We start from the raw sequence: 18,362 nt of genomic DNA on the forward strand, positions 1-18,362 counted from the left end.
CTTAATCTTCGCCAACTAAACGATCTAATTCTTTTTCAGTCATGCCAGGTTCTGGAGCTTTTTCTTCACGTAGTTCTTCTTTTGCCACACTCTTCTCAAATGCTGCCGCTACGACACCGCCGATTGCTGCACCCAAAATAACTAACACAATCGTCGGCAATGAAGCAGTAAATGCCGAAGCACCTTGCATAAATGAATCCCGAGCAATCCCGCAAACACCGATCGCAAGCCCCATGTCTACGAAGGCTGCATCATCTTCGTTACCGGTCAAATTTACATAATGATTCATAAACCACATTGGTCCAATAATAATACCTGCTGCTAAATACCCACCGAAGATGCCGAAACTGCCCAGCTCATTCCAAACTGACATAACAATAACTCCAGCAATCATGTACCCTACCATACTTCTTAGAAATTTCATTTTTTTCGCTCCTTTTCTATATAAATTATAATTGTGCCAACTCTTGAATGATCATTTCTCTTTCCTGACAAACCGTTGCTTGAACTGCTGCTGCGAAAGCCCCCTCTACCAATGGACAATCCATGATCTCCGTTTTTCCTGCCAGTTGTTCATCATCAATTAGATCAATCGCTGTTTCAGAGCTTAGAATAGCGCTTCCAATATCGCAGAAGATAAGAATGTGATCACAGTCCGCATTTTCCTCGATTGCTTCCATAATCATGACTGAGTTTGTACCCAACCGGCCATCACCAGTTCCCCCAGCTGAGATGATGCGTACCGCATCACTAGTTCCAGTCATTTCCTCAATCATTTCTTTCGTCCCATCAGTGATTTTCTGACTATGAGAAACAAGAATGATTCCAAACATTTTTTATTCCCCCTTTACTTTCCTTACCGTTTCAACAATCGTCGCGTAGTTTTTAGGATTATGCCCGAAACGTCCAACAAACACACCATCGACATTTTCATTAGAGACGATCAGCTTCGCATTTTCTTGAGAAACGGAGCCGCCATAAATGATTCGGATCTTTTCAGCCGTTTGAATGTCATACAGTTCTTTAATACATTCACGAATCAAACCATGCACTTGATGGACATGGGTTGCACTAGCAGCACAGGTCTTTCCTACTGCCCAAGCTGGTTCATAGGCAAGAATGATCTTTTCAACTTGCTTCCCTTCGAGCTGGAAAAGATCAAGAAATAGCTGTTTCTTCATTAAGTCTTTGATTTCTTGATAGTCATCGGTTTTTGTGACTTCTCCGATACATAGAACCGGTGTCACGTCATAATCCAAAGCTAGCCGCACTTTTTGATTGATCATTTCATCGTCTTCATTAAAAATCGTGCGACGTTCAATATGGCCGATTTCCGCATAACTGCCCTTCATTTCCTTTAAGGATTCGATAGAAAATTCTCCAGTATAAGCACCATTTGCTGCAGGAGCGATGTTTTGTGAACCCAGTCCGATCTCTGATTCCTTTAAAATCATTGCTACAGGATAAAGGACACCCATTCCAGGACACATGAATTGTTCAATTCTTTTCTCTTCACCAACTTCTTCAACGATCGCGTGAGCAAAGTCTCTCGCTTTGTCGATCTGATTTTGATAAAGCTTCAAGCTGATCCCAACAGTTGGTTTTCGCATGATCGTTCCCCCCTTTTCATTTTTCTTCTATTCTATTATTTTTTAAATGCTTCCCAGTCCTTTAAGAATGCTTGGATTCCGGCGTCTGTTAATGGATGTGACCACAGTTTCGGGAATAAAATCCCTGGTATCGTTGCGATATCCGAACCAAGTTCAGCAACATCTTCCACATGTTTCAAGCTGCGTATGCTGGCAGCAATAATCTCTGTTTGATAGCCATATTGCGTCAAAACTTTTTTCAGGTTGCTGATCAGCGCTAAACTGTCTGTAGCAATATCATCAAGTCGGCCAACAAACGGGCTGACAAATGTCGCGCCAGCCTTAGCTGCCATCAAACCTTGTGCTACGGTGAAGACTAAAGTCACGTTCGTTTTAATCCCTTCTTTGGACAGGATGTTGACCGCTCGTAAACCATCTTCCGTCATAGGAATCTTAACAACCACGTTCTCTGCCCAAGTCGCTATATCTCTGGCTTCTTTAACCATATTTTCGGTGTCGAGTGCGATGACTTCCGCACTGACTGGTCCTTCAATCAATCCGCAGATCTCAGTGATAACCTCTTTGAAATCTCGTCCTTCTTTTGAAATGATCGTTGGATTGGTTGTTACACCATCTACTAAGCCTAGTGCATTGATTCGTTTGATTTCTTCAACGTTTGCTGTATCTAAAAAGAATTTCATTATTTTCCCTCTTTCCTATTTCACGTGTTCTGCTTCCATGTCCATGATTTGATCGATTTTTCGAGCTGAGTTGCCGCCTTCGAAAGTAACCGAAAGATACTCATCGACAATTTTCTTTGCCACATCAACACCGATGATTTTCGAACCCATTGTGATAATTTGAGCATTGTTACTTAATTGAGCCCTCTCTGCTGAATACGTGTCATGAACTTGCGCCGCCCGTACACCGGGAACCTTGTTCGCTGCCACTGCCATGCCGATTCCGGTACCGCAGCAGAGAATCCCTCGATCAATTTCCTTATCTACTATGCCATTTGCCACGCCAAACGCGATATTTGGATAATCGACTTCATCCGGCGAATAGCAGCCGTAATCCTTCACCTCAAAACCTTTTTCTTCTATATATGCCATTAATTGTCTTTTCATCTCAAATGCGTTATGGTCTGACCCAATCCCGATCTTCATTTTTATCTCTCCTTTTTCTTTTCGTACTTTCATAATAACTGCCGGTTTTCGCTTTGTCAATCTTTATTTTCGTTTATTTTCGTTTTTCTTTTGTTTACCGAAAATAAAACAGATTTTTTGATTACAAACGAAACCAAAAAGATGATTATCTATTGTTTTTTTCTTCTATTTACTATATACTAATTCCAATGAGAACTGTGGAGGGAAATATTATGTATACAAACCAACGAAGAGAAAAAATCCTTGCTATGCTGCAGGATCGTGATTCTATTTCTGTTAATGAACTGACTGAAGAGCTAAAAGTCTCAAAAGCAACCATCCGATCAGATTTGAATTATCTAAGTAATAACAATATGCTGATCCGAACGCATGGTGGCGCCACTCGTTCGAAAGAAGACGAAACCTTGAAAATCGATAAAAATTATGATATTCGAAAGCAAAAGAATATTGAAAAGAAAGCGGAGATTGCCAAAAAAGCTTTCCAATTAATTGAAAACGGTGAATGCATCGTTCTGGATGCCAGTTCAACCTGCTATGAGTTAGCTAAGCTGATCAGCCAGTCGGATCTTCGAATCACTGTTTTGACCAATGGCCTTCGGACAGCTTCTTTATTGAAGGAGAATTTGAACTTGACGGTCGTTTTGATTGGCGGTGTCGTAAAAGGCAGCTCAAATGCTGTCGAAGGCATATTGGGTGTTGAAATTTTGAAAAAAGTAAATATTGATACGTTGTTCACATCTGCTTATGCAATATCTGCGACTGAAGGATTATCTGATTTCAATCTTTATGAAGTGGAGCTTAAAAAACGGATGGTCGAATTAGCTTCGCAAACTATCGCATTGATCGACAGCTCGAAATTTGAGAAAAAATCGATTGCCACATTTGCGACTTTGCCGCAGCTGACTGGACTAATCACTGATGAGGATATCTTAGATGAGGTCAAACAGTACTATGGTTCAGTCGTGACTTTCCTTAATTAAAATGAGATGTTTTTTTTGAAATCATTTAGCTTTCTAGATACCAAGTAATTCTTATTGCCGAGAAACTCAGGGCAAAAAATTAAACAAAAAAATGATCGATAAGGTTTTTCTTAATCCCTTATCGATCATTCTTATTTCTTCATTCTATTTTGAGTTTTCCAAATAGAACTGATATACTGCACCCAACATGTTGGTTCTATTTAGAAACTTACAGGGTTTGACAACAGGAACCAATCCAGTCGCTCATTAATTTCAAGAATAACTTTTTGATTTTGAGAAATAGCCCCGCCTACTAAAATAATTTCAGGATCAAAGGTGACTGCCAAATTATACGCGCCAACAGCAATCGCCTGAAGCAAGTCATCTACATAGTCTTTTGCCTTTTGTGATTCGGCTAGAGCAAAAACGTCTGCGCCACTGTAGTATTTTCCATCGGTTCGGTCGTTTGAAAAATTTCTCCCCATCGTCACTGGAGAGCCTGCTCCGCTTAACGTGATATTCTTTTTATAATCAATGATCATAAAACCGAATTCACCGCCAAATAAGTGACTGCCTGATATCAGCTTTTTATCTACAACTACGGCCCCGCCAATCCCAGAACCAATAATCAGACACGCAGAATTATTTACATTTTGAGCATTACCTTGCCAAACTTCGGCCAACGCCGCACAATTGGCATCATTTTGAATGGAGACCGGCAGCTTCAAAAGCTCAGACAGCTCTTCTCGAATTGGAAAACTGATGAATATAATCGATCGCGCTAGAACCATAAATGATTCCCTTTTCTATATCCACTGCTCCTGGTGAAGAAATCGCTGCACCTGCAAGTTTTTTTACCCGCTTGCTCTTTCAGTTGAAGAATCCTTGCTTTCATCGCTGCCCAAGTTTTAGGAGTTTCAAAAGAAGCGCAATTCCCTAGCCGGTTATTTTTCCAAACACCATATTTTACTGATGTACCGCCGACATCCAGTACGAGTAATGCTTCCATCACTTTTCACCTCAATTATGGTCACTATTATTTTCTTTTTTCAGAAATTCTTTAAACCAATAAAAGCTTTTCTTTGATACTCGTCTCATATCACGCAAGTCATGATTTCCTCGATTGACATAAACCATCCCGTACCTTTTTTCCATGTCCCCTTTTGAACTCGGCAAATCAATCAATCCCCAGCCAAGATATCCTAAAACCTCACAGCCATCGATTTCCATCGCATCCTTCATCGCTTGGATATGCTGCTCATGATAATAAATTCGGTAGTCATCTTCGATTTGATTTTCACCATCCCAGACTTCTTGCGTACCGATGCCATTTTCAACCGGGAAAATTGGAACATTGTATTTTTGATACATCTTATTGATGATATCTCTGAATCCAAGGGGATCAATTCCCAGCTGCCATTTATTTTCGCTAACAAATGGATTTTCCACCTCACCAAAGCTCAAATAGTAATTAGGTGCACTTTCCTTTGGGATATTTTGGTGACTGATTGAGCCAGAGCAATAATAACTGAAGGCTAGGTAATCACTTTTAACCTTTTCAATTTCCATCAGTTCTTCTTCTGAAATATCTAGATTTAGATGTTTATTCTCGAAATGCCTAACCTGACGCGAGTATCCTCGACCACAAAATGCATTTAACAGATTTTGATTCACAAATTCATCCCATTCTCGGGCAACTAAAACATCCCTAGGATCGTTCGTTGCAGGATAGATGTTGGAATAGGCCAACATTCCGCCGATCTTACCATCTGTTATTTCATGGATATAATTGGCAATTTTAGCATGTGCCACCATGACGTTGTGGGCAATTTGATGGATGTTATTGGTAGTATCAGGCGTTCTTAATGTACCACCATATAATAATGCTAATGGAGTCGAATACAGATTTTGTTCGTTAAAGGTCACCCAGTATTTCACTTTATCCTTGTAGCGGTCCACTACCTTTTTTCCATATTCCACAAAAGCATCCACAACATGTTTGCTCATAAATCCTTCGTAACTTTCTGCTAAATGCAACGGCATATCAAAATGATACAAACACAGCATCGGTTCAATGTTTCGCTCCAGCATCGCATCGATATAGCGATCATAAAAAAGAAATCCTTCTTCGTTGAATGTGCCGTCACCAGTTGGGTTTACTCGCGACCAAGAAGTTTGAAAACGATAAAAGTTCATTCCCATTTCTTGCATCAAATCTAAATCTTCCTCATACCGATTGTAGCGATCGATACCGTGCTTCCAGTCCGAGGTTGTCTCCGTTGCTTCGCGCACATCATATACGGATAAGCCTTTTCCTCCTTCATTCCATGCTCCTTCTGTCTGCATGCTGGAGGAAGAATCCCCCCAGAAAAAATCCTTATCTTCCATTTTCTCAGTCCAATCCTCTTTTCTTGAAGTAACTTTCGCCTTTCAAATTAGGATAGTGATTCCTCCGCACTCGCACGAACAACTCTTTCACTAATTTTTAGGAATGGCAGATAAAGGAAGATCAACGCAACAATAATAATTGCTTGAACAATAATCGCTCGCCAATCTCCTGCTGTTGCTAAAAATCCACTTAAAAACGGAGGTGTTGTCCATGGAATTGTTACCACACAGCGATTCACTAATCCTGTCGCTGTTGCAGCATAACCGATAGCAGTACCAACAATCGGTGATAAAACGAATGGAATAACCATCGGTAAATTGAATACGATAGGTAGTCCAAAAATTACCGGTTCGTTAATGTTGAAGATGTTCGGACCCAGCGATAATTTAGATAAGTCCCTATATGGGCGATAGCGGCTGAAGATCAGAATTGCTAGGATGAGCGCGATCGTTGACCCCGTTCCCCCCATCAAGGCACCATATACCTGATGAAAAGCAGAATTAATGATATGAGGAGCAGCTTGTCCAGCCGCTGCAGCGTCCATGTTTTGATTCATGTTCACCATCAATAGTGGATCAAGGATTGGCCCGGTAATGACCGATTGATGAATACCGAATGAAAACAGCAAGTTTCCTAAACAAACTAAAAACAAATACCCAGGTAATGAAGTTCCCACTCCTCGTAAAGGTTCTTGGATAAACTGTTCAATCATCGCCATAAAATCATTCCCAGTCAATTGAATTAGAAAAGATGCAAAAGCAAATAGAGAAACTACAATAATCAACGGAATCATTGTATTAAAGGATTTTCCTACTGCTGGAGGAACACTGTCGCCAAGATTAATTTTCAGCTTCTTTGATCTTGTTAAACGAATATATAGTTCTGTCGCTAATAAACCAGTAATAATAGCCGCAAAAACTCCTTTTGAGCCAATATTGCCATAGCTAATAACACCATTAATCGCAACTGCTTTTTCCGCATTCATCGGTGTTACGTCAATCATCATCGGCAATAACGTCAGAAAAGCCGGAACTACTGCAATCACTACTCCAATAGGATGGTCATAATCACGATTTTTTGCTAAAAAGTAGCCAATCGAGATAGTAAGAATAATCCCCGTAATATTCAATGTCGAATTAGTAATGATATTTCCCCAACTTTGCCAAGTATTCATTGTTTCAGCGCTAATGATATTTTTAAACCAGCCGGTAGAATCTAATACCACAGAGTTAACCAAAATTGCGATACCAGCTAAAATAAATAAGGGCATGATCGTCGCAAATGAATCTCGTAGCGTTCTTAAGTAAATTTGATTTCCAATTTTCTGAGCAGTCATGACAAATTTTCCCATCATGGCCTCCCTTTTTTGTTTCTTCTCCTCATTCATTGTATTTACCTCCAATTTTTTAGCTACGCGTTAGCTTTGAAAATATGATATCACTTGAAAAAGTTTTTGTAAATACTTAATTTATATTAGTATACACTAATATTTAAAAGGATTAAAAAAAAGACTTCAGTCACATGTGTTTGAGCTGAAATCTCTTAAAAATTCTCAATTTATATCTGCAACAATTTTACCAGATGTATACGGATACCTTGTTTTGGAAAGGTCGAACGGTGTTCCGTCATCAAAGAAAACAACCTGGTTGGTCTCTAGTATAGGATCGCCAATCTCGATATTGAACTCTTCACTATCTAGTTCGTTTGCCTTTGAGGCAATGATCACACGTTGAGCTGCGCTGATAACATAGCCTAAATCATCTCTTATATAGTTATAGATGGAGCCCTTTAAAATATTTTCATCTAAGTCCCTAATATATCTTAATGGCATAATAGAAGTTTCGATGCTCCTTGCTTCATCGCCGACGTACCTTACCCGCTTTATATCATAAACCGGATCAACGCTTTTGATTTTCAGCGCTTCAGCCTCATAGTTTGTCGGAAATCGAACATCAAACCGAATAACCTTGCTCGTTACCTCAGCCCCTTCTTGAGCAGAAGTACCAAAAACGCTGTTAATCTGAGTGACATTTGTATTGTCCTTCTTTATATTATTTCGTACATAAGTACCCGATCCGCGTCGTGTATACAATAATCCTTCATCAATAAGAACCTGAATGGCTTTTCTCACAGTGACTCGACTCGTATCAAAGGTCTTAGCTAACGTCTCCTGATCCGGCAATAATTCGCCTTCTTTATAATCACCTTCAATGATTTTCTCCTTAAGCGCCATAGCGATCTCTTTGTATTTAGGCATTATTTACCTCCCCTTCGAAATATGTATATACTTATATATTAATGTAAATAGATTCTGTTGTAAACAATATATACAAATTATTTAATTGCTTATGGCGGAAATATTTTTGTGCTCTGACAAAGGAATTCGATTAAAGAATGTCAGGGTTAACTAGCCCACAGACAATTGGGCTGATCGAAAGCTCAAAATTGAAGGAAAATCCATCACTGTGTTTGCAACATTGAAGCAGCTGCACGTTTTGACCACTAATGGAAAAATTCTTGATGAAATCAAAAGCCATTACAGCTTCGTTATGCTATATTTTGACTTTAAAATTTCTTACCACGCTTTTAAGCTTTCTATAAGCTAACTATCGTAGAGTCTTCTTGTGGATGAACTTGGTGTTTAGACTCAGAAGTGGGACTGAAAACGACGGTTTGTTTCATTTTAATACGAGGTGTAGGTTCGAATCCTGCCATCCACGTTGTATAAAGAAAGAACAAAGGCAGTAATTTATACCTTTGTTCTTTCTTTCATTTCTTATCCATTGATGGCTTGCGCAAATCTAGCTATCTCTTCATAGTTAATTTCTGGTTCCACAAACTCCTTGCGAAAATCTTCAATTTTGTTCAACGATTGAAACAGCTTGCGGTAGGCGAAGTTCAATTTATCGTACCTCATTTCCCCACCAAAAATACTAGTAATTTTAGCATGGGTCAACAACCGTTGATCAAAAAAGGTGTCAAAAAATTTGGCATCTCCTTCTGTGGTATAGCAGCAAACAAATAATCCAAGCTTCTTCTCAAGCAGCTGTTTTTTATAGCGACTGCAAAAAGAGGCAATCTTTCTCTGGATCTTCATCATATGAACAGACCCGCCGACTATGATCGTATCGAACTCATCCAGCTTGGGGATCTTCTCCTTCACATTCACCACAGTGACTTCTCCCGTCAATTGCTCCTTCAAGTAGTGAGCACAATCGGCAGTGCTGCCTTTTTGCGATGCATAGACAATCAACGTATTCATACTCTTCACTTCCCTTCACTGCTGTATCTTTTATCAAATTGAAAAATGTGTTCCTTTAGAATGGCTAGCGCCTCTTCTTCTTTCTCCAGCTGTCCCTCGTATAAAGCAAGTAAGGTGTAAATCGGTGAGTAAAACTGTAGAGCAAGAACTTTTGGGTCACACTCGATAAAGCGCCCTTGCTGGATCATTTCGGAAAAAAGCATCGTTTGATAGTGTAAAATATCAGAGATAAAATATTTTTTGTAGCTTGCTTTTATTTCCGGATTTGAAAATTGTTCAATTGTCAGCATGCGTCTGAATTGAATTTCCACCGTATCTTTGAAGCTCATTAAAAATAATGCTGAGCTGATTTGATACAAATGATCGAGTGAAAGCTCACTGTAATCACCTGCTATTTCTTCAAACCGTCCTAACGGCATCGCCATTTCCTTCATTTTTTCATTGTGATAGCTCTCCATGTACGCTAAGATCGCATCAAATATCGCTTGTTTATTCTTAAAATGCTTGTAAAGCGAGCTTTCTCGTATGCCAACTGCTCTCGCAAGGTCCCGGACCGAGGTTCCTTCATAGCCCTTTGTTGAAAAGAGTTCTAGAGCAGAAAGTAATATTTTTTCCTTTGTATTTTGCTTTGACATAACTTCCTCCTATAAAAATAGATTTGCTGAAGCGAGAACGAGCATGATTCTGGATGCTTCGATCATAACAATTTTTAAAAGTATGCTCCCTGCAATAATGAAAAACAAGGCTTCTCTAGCACGCTGCTTTTTCAAAAATAGACAAAGAATAGCCGAAATGACAATCACGATTCCTAAGGCTGCTCCAACAATCGTTTGTGCACTAACTAGCGGAAAAAGACCTGGCTCAACTGAACCATCAATCGCCTGCTGAACGGTGAAGTGCAGGCCATCTCTGGTCGCTCCTAAAATACAAATAGACAAACCGACCAAACAAATACCTAGTACAAACCGTCCCCAATGACGAACTTCTGCCCTCTTCTTTACTATCCCACCAAGAAAGACTAGAAAAATCACTAGTAAAACAGTTGTTTTGATGCTGATTGCATCACCAAAATAGAGGTTCATTGTGCTCTCCTTTCGAACTTTAGCTAACGATCGTTCTCTTTTCTACAGTTTAGCGAACAATCGTTAGCCTGTCAATACCTTCTGATCTCTTTTGTAAAGATAAAAATGAAATAAGCCTTCGTAACCGTTGATAAATCAATGATTACGAAGGCTTATTATATTTATCCTATTCCTTTAATACGATCGTCCCATACCCGATGTCTACTGATGAGCCAGCAATACTAACATGGTTTATCTTTCCTTCTTTGCTTTTTATGGTTATCCTGATTTGACTTGGCCGCTCGATTTCGATTCCCTGTTCGCTGATTATTAAATAGTTTCCTTCTGATTCTTCAGAAACTAGCCCATAATGGACTAAATAAGCACCTAAAGGTCCACTGGCTGCACCAGTAGCTGGGTCTTCCGAAATTCCCATCGTTGGGCCAAACATCCGGCTGTGGACCGTTGCCTTCTTATCCAGTGTTTCTAGTGAAAACGCGAAGATGTCCACTTCCCATCCTTTGGCTAAAAATTCTTTTTCCCAAACATCTTGTCTAAATTTTATTTGCTTCATTGCAGCTGAACCCTTGATCGGGACAAATAGAAACGGCACTCCTGCAGAAACGATCTGCATGGGAGACCTATCTGAAATGTCTATGGCATCAATTGATAGCAGCGCACTAACAGACTCTTTATCTGCAATAACAGCTTTGAAATCAGGAATCGGCTGGATCATCTCAACTATTTCAATTTCCCCATGCTTTTTATAGAGTTTTATTGGAATCTCGCCTACCAGCTCTTTGAATAGATAAGAATTTTCCCCCTCAACCGTTTGGATCAGTCCATCTCTTGCCAACACATACCCTGTACCAATTGTCGGGTGACCAGCAATCGGCACTTCTCGATTCGGAGTAAAGATTCTCACCGTCGCTTTGTCTTGCGCTGCACTGGTGATAAAGGTTGCCTCTGATAAGTTCAATTCACTGGTGATTCGCTGCATTTCTTCGTCTGTTAACTTCGCCGCATCTTTAAAAACGGCTAATTGATTCCCGCCAAATGGCTCATCTGTAAACACATCGATCAGCTCATAATCAAATTTCCTCAAAAAATCGCCTCCAAATGGATTCAATGCTTTCTTCACAATTGATGGTACCTAGAATGAGCAATAAAAGCGAATAAAGTAGCTTAAGCCCTTACTTCTTATTGAGGAGATGCAATGAATGCAGCCGCAAATACTTTTTGATTATTTGTTCTCTATTTTATTCTTCACAACTCCAGCAAAGTCGGAGGACTCTTTTCAGCCTTGATTCTGACAGAAGCAAATTCCAACGCCGTTTACAAATGAAACCATTTACATCATCTTCGGCCGATAGTAGACTTGAAGTAATACAAGATAGGATGTGATGAAATGGCTATCAAAGCAATCGTACTAGATATCGATGGTACGTTACTAACCTCTGAAAAAATCATCTCTGAAAAGACCAAGCAAGCCTTAATTGCGGCACAAGAAAAAGGCATCAAGGTAATCTTAGCATCTGGTCGACCTACAACAGGGATGTTTGAGCTTGCAGAAGAGCTGGAAATGACAAAATATGAAGGGTATCTCGTTTCATATAATGGTTCACGCGTAACGGATTGTTTAACGAAGGAGGTTGTTTTCAATCAAGCGATGAGTGTTGAAACGGGACAGGCAATCTTAGATCATCTGAAAAAATTTGATGTTACTCCGATGATTGACAGGGAAGATTATCTTTATGTAAATGACGTTTACAACAATACGCTGCATTTGCCTGATGGCGACTTCAATATTATTGAATATGAAGCTCGCGGCGGCAATTTTAAGCTTTGCGAGATCGATGATTTGGCAGCCTTCGCAACATTTCCCATCAATAAAATCTTGATAGCAGGTCAACCTGATTATTTGCAGGAATATGCTGAGGCAATCCATGCGCCTTTTGTCGAGACGGTTACTGCCGCTTTTTCTGCTCCTTTTTATTTTGAGCTAACAGACAAAGGAATCGATAAAGCCAAAGCCTTGAACACTGTCTTTCCTGATCTGGACATTCATTCTTATAATATGATCGCATTCGGTGATGGGCATAACGATCGCTCGATCATTGAATATGCTGGGATCGGAATTGCGATGGGCAACGCTGTTGAAGAGTTGAAGGCTGTCGCAGACGATGTCACGCTTACTTGTGATGAGGATGGGATCGCAGTGGGACTAGAAAAATATCTTTAAGCTATAAAACAAGCTGAGTCATGAGACTCAGCTTGTTTTTTGTATCATTATGAAAGCAGCTTCTGAATTTCTTTTGCTTTAGGGACACGGCCAGAGACTACGACCTTTTCATCAATGACTAAGCCGGGCGTCCTCATAATGCCATATTTTTGTATCTCTACCATATCGGTGACCTTGACCACTTCCGCCTCTGTGTTGGCAGAAGTCAACGCTTCCTTCACATTCTTCTCTAGATTTTGACAATTTTTACACCCTGGACCTAAAACCTTGATAATCATTTTCTTCATCCTCTCGTTTTTATATTGGTAAAACATTAAAAGCAAAACCGATCATTAGAATGCCCACCAGACAAATCCCAATGAACACTCCTAATAGTTTAGGCTTTACCACCTTACTCAGCATAATCATTGAAGGCAGTGAAAGAGTGGTGACAGACATCATAAAGGCCATCAATGTACCAATAGGAACGCCTTTACTAAAAAGTGCTTCAGCGATCGGCAAAACACCGAAAATATCCGCATAGATTGGCGCACCAATGAGTGTAGCCAAAACGACAGCAAACGGATTCCCTTCTCCTAAGACATTTTGAATAAAGCTTTGAGGAATCCAGTTATGGATGGCAGCCCCGATTCCTACCCCGATAATTACATAGGGCCATACTTTCCCAGCAACTTCTTTTACTTGATCAAGGCCAAAACGAACCCGATCCTTCCATGCCAGCTCCTCGACAAAAGCTGCAGACGCTTCCATTTTTTTGATGTAATCTTGAATCTCATCCTCCATCCCCAACTTGTCAATGATCGTTCCGCCAACTACTGCTAAAACCAGCCCAACGGCAACATATAGCAAGGCCACCTTCACACCGAAAAACGACATTAACAAAATAATCGATGCAATATCAACCATTGGCGAAGAAATCAAAAAGGAAAAGGTCACACCTAAAGGCAGTCCTGCCGTCGTAAAGCCAATAAAAATCGGAATACTAGAACAGCTGCAAAACGGAGTTATCGTTCCTAAAAGTGCGCCTAAAATATTTCCCTTCCAGCCTTTTAATCCCCCTAAAAGCACCTTTGTCTTTTCAGGTGGAAAAAAGGATTGGATCACGCCCATCGTAAAGATCAAAACTGACAGAAGGATAAAAATCTTGATCGTATCAAAAATAAAAAACTGCAGACTGCTTCCCAGCCTGCTTTTTAGTGACAAGCCGACAAGCTCAACCAATTTACCCGCTAATTCGTTGAGCCATAACATTTTGAATACCTGATCACTCACCCAGTTCCACATAATGTTCTCCTTTTATTCTATAAAATCAGCAACCAGCTTTTTCATCTTTTCTTCGATGGTATCTCTTGTTTTTCTGAATTCAGCCATCATCTCTTCCTCTGTTCCTGTTGCCTTAGCCGGATCCGTCAGGTCCCAATGCAGAGAGCGGACTTGACTTGGCGGTATAGGACATTTGTCCTTAGCATCGCCGCACAAAGTGATGATGATATCTGAATGATCAAAATAATCGGAATCGATCAGGTCAGAGGTATTGGCTGAAATATCAATGTTCAGCTCCTTCATCACCTGAACAGCGCGGGGATTCAATCCATGAGTCTCTACCCCGGCACTTCGAATTTTCCAGTTTGGAGGAAAGTATTTCTTCGCGAAGCCTTCTGCCATTTGACTTCTGCAAGAGTTTCCCGTACATAAAAAATAGATTTTACTCATGATGATCTCCTCAATTTTTCTGAACTGCTGTCTTCTTTGTCATTCTTTCCAGATCCTTCAAAAACGGATCAACAACTTCTCGGTTTAAAAAATAGTGATGCCACTGTCCCTGTTTAGTAACCGTCACCAATCCAGCGTTCTCCAATAGCTTCATATGGTGCGAAAGTGTCGGCTGTGTAAAATCAAAATGAGCCAAGATATCACAAGCGCACAATTCTCCCTCTGATAACAAATTAATGATTTTCAAACGCTTCGGATCTCCCAAAGCCTTCAGAATTATGGATAATCCTTCATAATCCAAATGTTTCACCCCTTTACATAGATGTTTATCTATCTATAATATAGACACTTATCTATATAAAGTCAATCAGTTTTTAAACAAAAAAACGAGCTGATCAAAAGATCCAACTCGTTCCAATTTCTAAAGGGTATCTGCTTCGTTTTCGAGATCTTTGCGTTCCTCTAACTCAGCTTTTAGTTGCGGATAGATTTTATCCAAATTGTAAAACAGCATCGTGATGATCGAACAAATAATCAAAATCATCGGCACATACAGATACATTGCTTGAATCGCGAAAAGAGCTTTGCTATTCTGGATCGCCTCGCCCATCAGATCAGGACCTTAAAAAAAGCAAGACTCTAAAAAGAGCCCTGCTTTCAGCCTTCAATAGTCACTTGTGAATTTTCAGCATTCACAACAAAATCGGTTCCTTCCACCTCGAAATAATCCGCGATCCGTTTCTTTAATTCCAGCATCGCTTGATCGGCGCGCTGAGCCTGCTCAGCGTTGACTGATTCCATAAAGAAGATGACGTCTTTGGTCGTTTCCGTCAGCATCGTTCGTTGCGCCTCCCGCCAATTCAAGCAGCGGCATATTGCTCCTTCGTCATCATAATAAATCATCTCACCAGGTAAAGCCGGTGCATCTGCTTCCGCGCCCAAAGGTAAAAAGGCTTCACCGCCAGCTGCTTGACCTAAGTGAATCTCTCCGGCAATTTTTTGTAGGTCCTCTCCACCGCATGGCACTGCAAATTCCAGCGAAATACTGTTATAGATATCTACTAATGGGTTGATTGGAGAAAACGCCCGATCCTGACTGACTCTTTTTAATAGCGCTTCAATAGAAGAACGGGCACCCTTTTTTGTTTTAAACTGGCTAAAAGCCCCGCGCCACTGGGCAAGAACCGGATTTTGGCTAAAGGTTTCTTCTTGAAGATAGCCCTTCGCTGCTTCCTTTCCTTTCGCTAATAACTCAAGCAAGTAGGAATCATCGGTCTTTGCCTGATTGTCTGCAATTCCTTTTACGATCAGCACATTGATTTGCGCCTCGGGGAAAACTTCCCAAAATGATGGATCTGCAATAAATTTTGTCATGTGATTTACTCCTTTATTTGTTCTAAATACGATCTTTTATTTCCCTTTTTAACGGATAGCCATTCTTTATCAATATTCGCCACGACCTTTTTCAAGGCTTGGGAAAAAGCGGCGACTTCTTGTGGAGAGAGCTCATGCAACGCCATTTGGTTGGAATACTCGTTTTCCAGCTGAATAATGGGCGCAAGCTCGGCACCTTCAGAGGTAACGAATAGGCGGCGGATTTTTTTGTTTTCCAAATCAGCCTTCTTCTCGATAAGGCCTTTTTCCTCCAGCTTTTTGATGGCTCGAGCGGCCGTTGTTCGATCGACCTTGATCATCTCAGCTAATTTGTCAGGAATGATGCCGGGATTTTCATAAATTCGGCTCAAATATAAATACTGCCCCTTCGAAAGCTGGTAATCTTTAAATTCAATATTGGCGATAGAATCTAAGGCTCGGGCTATCTTTCCAATATCTCTAAGAACATCGGTCATCTCATCCCTCCTATCTAAGACACGCCTATCATAATTTATTTTTGTTGCAAATGCAACAAAAAAGACCATTTATTGAAAAACACAGAAGAAGCATAGAAAAACGGGTCAGTTTTCCTATGCTTCTTTTGTTTTTTCGTTTCTTTTCTGTATGATCCTTTGCCCAAGATTGGCCCAGTCTAGCGGGCGTGGCGGGGACAGCCATACGACGCAGTCAAGATTATACGCTCTTCCCATCTCTCTAGAATCGGTCAATAAAATATCGGCCGATTCAATATCTGTAACAATTCTCGTCCCAACTAAATGGAAAAAATTCAGATTATCCGTAATAAATTGGTTATACAAGCTGCCTAAAGAAAAATCGACATAAACGTTGATCGTCTCTACGAGGGCATCTTTTGAAAAGGTCTCTAGGATCAGAAATAAGTATTGAAAGAGAAGCTGCTTCTTCTTATTAAATAATTTTGGCTCATTCTGCTGCAGACGTGCGATATAGATTCGGCAAAAATCTAAAACCGCTGGATAATTCTGCTGAAAATATGCGATATTGATTTCAGGCTGAATGGTTTCACTGGCTTGACTAGTTTCCAATAATTGAAAATGCAGAAAATGACTTTGCTCTAAAAAGCGTTCATACTTCTCGGGAATCCTTGTCAGTTTAGGAAAGCCTTCGATCAAGCTCGACAGTAAATTTTGGCTCCAGTTCACTATCTGCTTGTTTTCCTGCAATGTCAGTTTTCTACCTAACTCCTCTGAGCAAGAGTAGTAATAATTCAAGAAAGCTCTAGCCTCTGCCTCCCGCGCTTCAACCGGAACCCGTTCAAAGAAGCGATCGCTCATTGCTTGTCTGACATCCTCCATTGCTAAAACATTTTTGACATCCTTTTCGACATACTTTTGCTGACGAATTCTTAAATCAGTCACGTATAAATAATGCTCTAGCGCGGTTTTTTGATGGACAGTCATTTTGGTCTTTTCCAGTGCCGCTTGCTTGGCCTGAACAAGACTTCCTTTTGTTTGCCCAAAAATAACGTAATTGCATTTATAAATGCGGACAAACAGCTCCGTCAAAAACAGACGAACATTTTTTTCGCTGTCGCCGACAAGTCGAAATTTTTTATCGATCTTAAGTCCATATCCGGTGAGATACTCATTCAGCAGCTTATAATTATTGTAGGCGATCGGATAACTGATCACGGCCTTTTCAGAAAGCTCATTCAATGATTTATACTTGCCTAAAACAGCCCCTGACAAAATGTTGAAGCCGATGGATTCTTCGACATATTTTTCTAAAAGCGTCTCTGAGCTGGCGGTCCCGGTAATCTCCAGTTGAACAAAGGGCTCCTCCAAATAAACGTGAATTTCTTGAGTCAATCCATATTTTTCAAGATCCTGGATCAGCTGCTCAATGGTGCTTTTAAGAACATAATTGGAAATTTCTAAGTGATCCATGATTTCTTTTTTGGATAACGCAAAATAAGAGCTCCGCTCCAACCGCTTTAAAAGCTGGTACTTCCGCCATTCTTCTTTTGCTAATAAATTATCAAGCAAAGTGATCACTCACCCTTGGTGTCAATTTCCCACTGGCCTCACCATATAAGACAACACCTGACAACAGATACGCGCTTTGAGCAAGATCCGAAAAATCATTGGGGGCACCAGCAGAACCTCCTCCACTATCCGGCGGAACTACTACGGTATTCATTGAAAAGAAAAAGTCATCGTCCAGCATCAGGACTTGATTCTTTGGATGGCCGTCCAGCTTAGGCAGATAAGGAGAGGGCGTCAAAAAAACATCCCCCGCCTCCTTTTGTTTCAATTTACTATCAGGCAGCAGACCTTCCAATTGGTCTTCAGCTTGAGCCGTATCATTGCTGCTCTCATCCGTTTCTGGTTTTTCCAAGATCACTTCAGCTTTTTGGTCTTTTGATGCATTAATTTCAGAAGATTCTACCGCTGCAGAATCATCCAGCAAATAATCACTCATCTCATGATCCTCATTGGGTACTGGAGTAATTGTGTTTTGCGGATCTAGCGGGTCATAAATGGCAGTAGTGGCAAAGACATGCTCTGAATATAGAAAGATCGAAGCCCCAATAGCTACCACTAATGAACGTGTCCACATTCTCTTCAT

At 40.4% G+C, this 18,362-nt stretch carries 25 protein-coding genes and 1 pseudogene; 3 read left to right on the forward strand and 23 right to left on the reverse strand.

The annotated features are described in order from the left end of the window. Position 1: 1 nt before the first annotated feature. Genes IGI67_RS18130 through rpiB form a run of 5 tightly spaced genes read right to left on the reverse strand, consistent with a single transcriptional unit; the run spans position 2 to position 2,755 of the window. The gene (locus IGI67_RS18130; protein WP_429958721.1) at positions 2 to 424 is read right to left on the reverse strand and encodes a Lin0368 family putative glycerol transporter subunit; all 423 of its coding nucleotides are present in this window, start codon (positions 422 to 424) and stop codon (positions 2 to 4) included. 25 nt (positions 425 to 449) lie between these two features. Continuing rightward, the gene (gene dhaM, locus IGI67_RS18135) at positions 450 to 833 is read right to left on the reverse strand and encodes a dihydroxyacetone kinase phosphoryl donor subunit DhaM (protein ID WP_429958722.1); all 384 of its coding nucleotides are present in this window, start codon (positions 831 to 833) and stop codon (positions 450 to 452) included. A 3-nt stretch (positions 834 to 836) separates the two neighbouring features. Next, positions 837 to 1,610, reverse strand: a complete 774-nt coding sequence (locus IGI67_RS18140; RefSeq protein ID WP_429958723.1) for a triose-phosphate isomerase family protein — start codon at positions 1,608 to 1,610, stop codon at positions 837 to 839. Positions 1,611 to 1,645: 35 nt separating this feature from the next. After that, positions 1,646 to 2,290 carry a fructose-6-phosphate aldolase gene (gene fsa, locus IGI67_RS18145; protein ID WP_429958724.1) on the reverse strand — a complete coding sequence of 215 codons (645 nt, stop codon included), beginning with the start codon at positions 2,288 to 2,290 and terminating at the stop codon, positions 1,646 to 1,648. A 15-nt stretch (positions 2,291 to 2,305) separates the two neighbouring features. Further along, a complete protein-coding gene (gene rpiB, locus IGI67_RS18150) occupies positions 2,306 to 2,755 on the reverse strand; it encodes a ribose 5-phosphate isomerase B (RefSeq protein WP_429958725.1) in 450 nt (149 codons plus the stop codon). 212 nt (positions 2,756 to 2,967) lie between these two features. On the opposite strand from rpiB, the gene IGI67_RS18155 reads away from it, so the two are divergent. Beyond that, complete coding sequence (locus IGI67_RS18155; protein ID WP_429958726.1) at positions 2,968 to 3,735, forward strand: DeoR/GlpR family DNA-binding transcription regulator; 768 nt, start codon at positions 2,968 to 2,970, stop codon at positions 3,733 to 3,735. A 200-nt stretch (positions 3,736 to 3,935) separates the two neighbouring features. Here the strand turns inward: IGI67_RS18155 and IGI67_RS18160 are convergent, their stop codons facing one another. From IGI67_RS18160 to IGI67_RS18180, 5 genes are all read right to left on the reverse strand, one after another. Next, the gene (locus IGI67_RS18160) at positions 3,936 to 4,505 is read right to left on the reverse strand and encodes an ROK family protein (protein ID WP_429958727.1); all 570 of its coding nucleotides are present in this window, start codon (positions 4,503 to 4,505) and stop codon (positions 3,936 to 3,938) included. Beyond that, the gene (locus IGI67_RS18165; RefSeq protein WP_429958728.1) at positions 4,496 to 4,726 is read right to left on the reverse strand and encodes a hypothetical protein; all 231 of its coding nucleotides are present in this window, start codon (positions 4,724 to 4,726) and stop codon (positions 4,496 to 4,498) included. The genes IGI67_RS18160 and IGI67_RS18165 overlap by 10 nt, the downstream gene beginning before the upstream one ends. An 8-nt stretch (positions 4,727 to 4,734) precedes the next feature. Next, a complete protein-coding gene (locus IGI67_RS18170; protein ID WP_429958729.1) occupies positions 4,735 to 6,102 on the reverse strand; it encodes a glycoside hydrolase family 1 protein in 1,368 nt (455 codons plus the stop codon). A 47-nt stretch (positions 6,103 to 6,149) separates the two neighbouring features. Continuing rightward, on the reverse strand, positions 6,150 to 7,490 hold the full coding sequence (locus IGI67_RS18175) for a PTS sugar transporter subunit IIC (protein ID WP_429958730.1): 1,341 nt from the start codon (positions 7,488 to 7,490) through the stop codon (positions 6,150 to 6,152). A gap of 165 nt (positions 7,491 to 7,655) precedes the next feature. Beyond that, positions 7,656 to 8,360 carry a GntR family transcriptional regulator gene (locus IGI67_RS18180; RefSeq protein ID WP_429958731.1) on the reverse strand — a complete coding sequence of 235 codons (705 nt, stop codon included), beginning with the start codon at positions 8,358 to 8,360 and terminating at the stop codon, positions 7,656 to 7,658. Positions 8,361 to 8,727: 367 nt separating this feature from the next. Between IGI67_RS18180 and IGI67_RS18185 the strand changes: the two are divergent. Beyond that, a pseudogene (locus IGI67_RS18185) lies at positions 8,728 to 8,823 on the forward strand. Between the two features lie 56 nt (positions 8,824 to 8,879). Here IGI67_RS18185 and IGI67_RS18190 read toward each other — a convergent pair. From IGI67_RS18190 to IGI67_RS18205, 4 genes are all read right to left on the reverse strand, one after another. After that, complete coding sequence (locus IGI67_RS18190; protein ID WP_207109940.1) at positions 8,880 to 9,365, reverse strand: flavodoxin domain-containing protein; 486 nt, start codon at positions 9,363 to 9,365, stop codon at positions 8,880 to 8,882. 5 nt (positions 9,366 to 9,370) lie between these two features. Further along, positions 9,371 to 10,000, reverse strand: coding sequence for a TetR/AcrR family transcriptional regulator (locus IGI67_RS18195; protein ID WP_207109939.1), 630 nt, complete (start codon positions 9,998 to 10,000; stop codon positions 9,371 to 9,373). A gap of 9 nt (positions 10,001 to 10,009) precedes the next feature. Beyond that, the gene (locus IGI67_RS18200; RefSeq protein ID WP_207109938.1) at positions 10,010 to 10,447 is read right to left on the reverse strand and encodes a hypothetical protein; all 438 of its coding nucleotides are present in this window, start codon (positions 10,445 to 10,447) and stop codon (positions 10,010 to 10,012) included. 166 nt (positions 10,448 to 10,613) lie between these two features. Next, positions 10,614 to 11,531, reverse strand: a complete 918-nt coding sequence (locus IGI67_RS18205; RefSeq protein ID WP_429958732.1) for a PhzF family phenazine biosynthesis protein — start codon at positions 11,529 to 11,531, stop codon at positions 10,614 to 10,616. Positions 11,532 to 11,834: 303 nt separating this feature from the next. On the opposite strand from IGI67_RS18205, the gene IGI67_RS18210 reads away from it, so the two are divergent. Next, on the forward strand, positions 11,835 to 12,668 hold the full coding sequence (locus IGI67_RS18210; protein ID WP_429958733.1) for a Cof-type HAD-IIB family hydrolase: 834 nt from the start codon (positions 11,835 to 11,837) through the stop codon (positions 12,666 to 12,668). Between the two features lie 47 nt (positions 12,669 to 12,715). On the opposite strand, the gene IGI67_RS18215 is transcribed toward IGI67_RS18210, so the two are convergent. From IGI67_RS18215 to IGI67_RS18255, 9 genes are all read right to left on the reverse strand, one after another. Continuing rightward, a complete protein-coding gene (locus IGI67_RS18215) occupies positions 12,716 to 12,946 on the reverse strand; it encodes a thioredoxin family protein (RefSeq protein WP_207109935.1) in 231 nt (76 codons plus the stop codon). A gap of 19 nt (positions 12,947 to 12,965) precedes the next feature. Next, positions 12,966 to 13,952 carry a permease gene (locus IGI67_RS18220; RefSeq protein ID WP_207109934.1) on the reverse strand — a complete coding sequence of 329 codons (987 nt, stop codon included), beginning with the start codon at positions 13,950 to 13,952 and terminating at the stop codon, positions 12,966 to 12,968. 12 nt (positions 13,953 to 13,964) lie between these two features. Next, on the reverse strand, positions 13,965 to 14,381 hold the full coding sequence (arsC, locus tag IGI67_RS18225; RefSeq protein ID WP_429958734.1) for an arsenate reductase (thioredoxin): 417 nt from the start codon (positions 14,379 to 14,381) through the stop codon (positions 13,965 to 13,967). Positions 14,382 to 14,391: 10 nt separating this feature from the next. Further along, the gene (locus tag IGI67_RS18230; protein ID WP_429958735.1) at positions 14,392 to 14,682 is read right to left on the reverse strand and encodes an ArsR/SmtB family transcription factor; all 291 of its coding nucleotides are present in this window, start codon (positions 14,680 to 14,682) and stop codon (positions 14,392 to 14,394) included. A 120-nt stretch (positions 14,683 to 14,802) separates the two neighbouring features. After that, positions 14,803 to 14,991 (reverse strand): hypothetical protein, encoded by a 189-nt coding sequence (locus IGI67_RS18235; protein ID WP_429958736.1) that lies wholly within the window; start codon positions 14,989 to 14,991, stop codon positions 14,803 to 14,805. 47 nt (positions 14,992 to 15,038) lie between these two features. Continuing rightward, the gene (locus tag IGI67_RS18240; RefSeq protein ID WP_429958737.1) at positions 15,039 to 15,755 is read right to left on the reverse strand and encodes a B3/B4 domain-containing protein; all 717 of its coding nucleotides are present in this window, start codon (positions 15,753 to 15,755) and stop codon (positions 15,039 to 15,041) included. Between the two features lie 5 nt (positions 15,756 to 15,760). Then, entirely contained in the window at positions 15,761 to 16,231 is a 471-nt protein-coding gene (locus IGI67_RS18245; protein WP_429958738.1) for a MarR family winged helix-turn-helix transcriptional regulator, read from the reverse strand. Between the two features lie 114 nt (positions 16,232 to 16,345). After that, entirely contained in the window at positions 16,346 to 17,788 is a 1,443-nt protein-coding gene (locus IGI67_RS18250) for a helix-turn-helix domain-containing protein (RefSeq protein WP_429958739.1), read from the reverse strand. Next, positions 17,772 to 18,362: a hypothetical protein gene (locus IGI67_RS18255; protein WP_429958740.1), complete on the reverse strand. Its 591-nt coding sequence runs from the start codon at positions 18,360 to 18,362 to the stop codon at positions 17,772 to 17,774. Before IGI67_RS18255 ends, IGI67_RS18250 begins: the two co-directional genes overlap by 17 nt.

Source organism: Enterococcus sp. AZ196, assembly GCF_050498845.1.
GTDB classification, from domain to species: domain Bacteria; phylum Bacillota; class Bacilli; order Lactobacillales; family Enterococcaceae; genus Enterococcus_A; species Enterococcus_A murrayae.

Excerpts from the sequence above, each read along its gene's own strand:
- IGI67_RS18130 (WP_429958721.1), bottom strand. The coding sequence starts at position 424 with ATGAAATTTCTAAGAAGTATGGTAGGGTACATGATTGCTGGAGTTATT.
- dhaM (WP_429958722.1), bottom strand. The coding sequence starts at position 833 with ATGTTTGGAATCATTCTTGTTTCTCATAGTCAGAAAATCACTGATGGG.
- IGI67_RS18140 (WP_429958723.1), bottom strand. The coding sequence starts at position 1,610 with ATGCGAAAACCAACTGTTGGGATCAGCTTGAAGCTTTATCAAAATCAG.
- fsa (WP_429958724.1), bottom strand. The coding sequence starts at position 2,290 with ATGAAATTCTTTTTAGATACAGCAAACGTTGAAGAAATCAAACGAATC.
- rpiB (WP_429958725.1), bottom strand. The coding sequence starts at position 2,755 with ATGAAGATCGGGATTGGGTCAGACCATAACGCATTTGAGATGAAAAGA.
- IGI67_RS18155 (WP_429958726.1), top strand. The coding sequence starts at position 2,968 with ATGTATACAAACCAACGAAGAGAAAAAATCCTTGCTATGCTGCAGGAT.
- IGI67_RS18160 (WP_429958727.1), bottom strand. The coding sequence starts at position 4,505 with ATGGTTCTAGCGCGATCGATTATATTCATCAGTTTTCCAATTCGAGAA.
- IGI67_RS18170 (WP_429958729.1), bottom strand. The coding sequence starts at position 6,102 with ATGGAAGATAAGGATTTTTTCTGGGGGGATTCTTCCTCCAGCATGCAG.
- IGI67_RS18175 (WP_429958730.1), bottom strand. The coding sequence starts at position 7,490 with ATGAATGAGGAGAAGAAACAAAAAAGGGAGGCCATGATGGGAAAATTT.
- IGI67_RS18180 (WP_429958731.1), bottom strand. The coding sequence starts at position 8,360 with ATGCCTAAATACAAAGAGATCGCTATGGCGCTTAAGGAGAAAATCATT.
- IGI67_RS18190 (WP_207109940.1), bottom strand. The coding sequence starts at position 9,365 with ATGAATACGTTGATTGTCTATGCATCGCAAAAAGGCAGCACTGCCGAT.
- IGI67_RS18195 (WP_207109939.1), bottom strand. The coding sequence starts at position 10,000 with ATGTCAAAGCAAAATACAAAGGAAAAAATATTACTTTCTGCTCTAGAA.
- IGI67_RS18200 (WP_207109938.1), bottom strand. The coding sequence starts at position 10,447 with ATGAACCTCTATTTTGGTGATGCAATCAGCATCAAAACAACTGTTTTA.
- IGI67_RS18210 (WP_429958733.1), top strand. The coding sequence starts at position 11,835 with ATGGCTATCAAAGCAATCGTACTAGATATCGATGGTACGTTACTAACC.
- IGI67_RS18215 (WP_207109935.1), bottom strand. The coding sequence starts at position 12,946 with ATGATTATCAAGGTTTTAGGTCCAGGGTGTAAAAATTGTCAAAATCTA.
- IGI67_RS18220 (WP_207109934.1), bottom strand. The coding sequence starts at position 13,952 with ATGTGGAACTGGGTGAGTGATCAGGTATTCAAAATGTTATGGCTCAAC.
- arsC (WP_429958734.1), bottom strand. The coding sequence starts at position 14,381 with ATGAGTAAAATCTATTTTTTATGTACGGGAAACTCTTGCAGAAGTCAA.
- IGI67_RS18235 (WP_429958736.1), bottom strand. The coding sequence starts at position 14,991 with ATGGGCGAGGCGATCCAGAATAGCAAAGCTCTTTTCGCGATTCAAGCA.
- IGI67_RS18240 (WP_429958737.1), bottom strand. The coding sequence starts at position 15,755 with ATGACAAAATTTATTGCAGATCCATCATTTTGGGAAGTTTTCCCCGAG.
- IGI67_RS18245 (WP_429958738.1), bottom strand. The coding sequence starts at position 16,231 with ATGACCGATGTTCTTAGAGATATTGGAAAGATAGCCCGAGCCTTAGAT.
- IGI67_RS18255 (WP_429958740.1), bottom strand. The coding sequence starts at position 18,362 with ATGAAGAGAATGTGGACACGTTCATTAGTGGTAGCTATTGGGGCTTCG.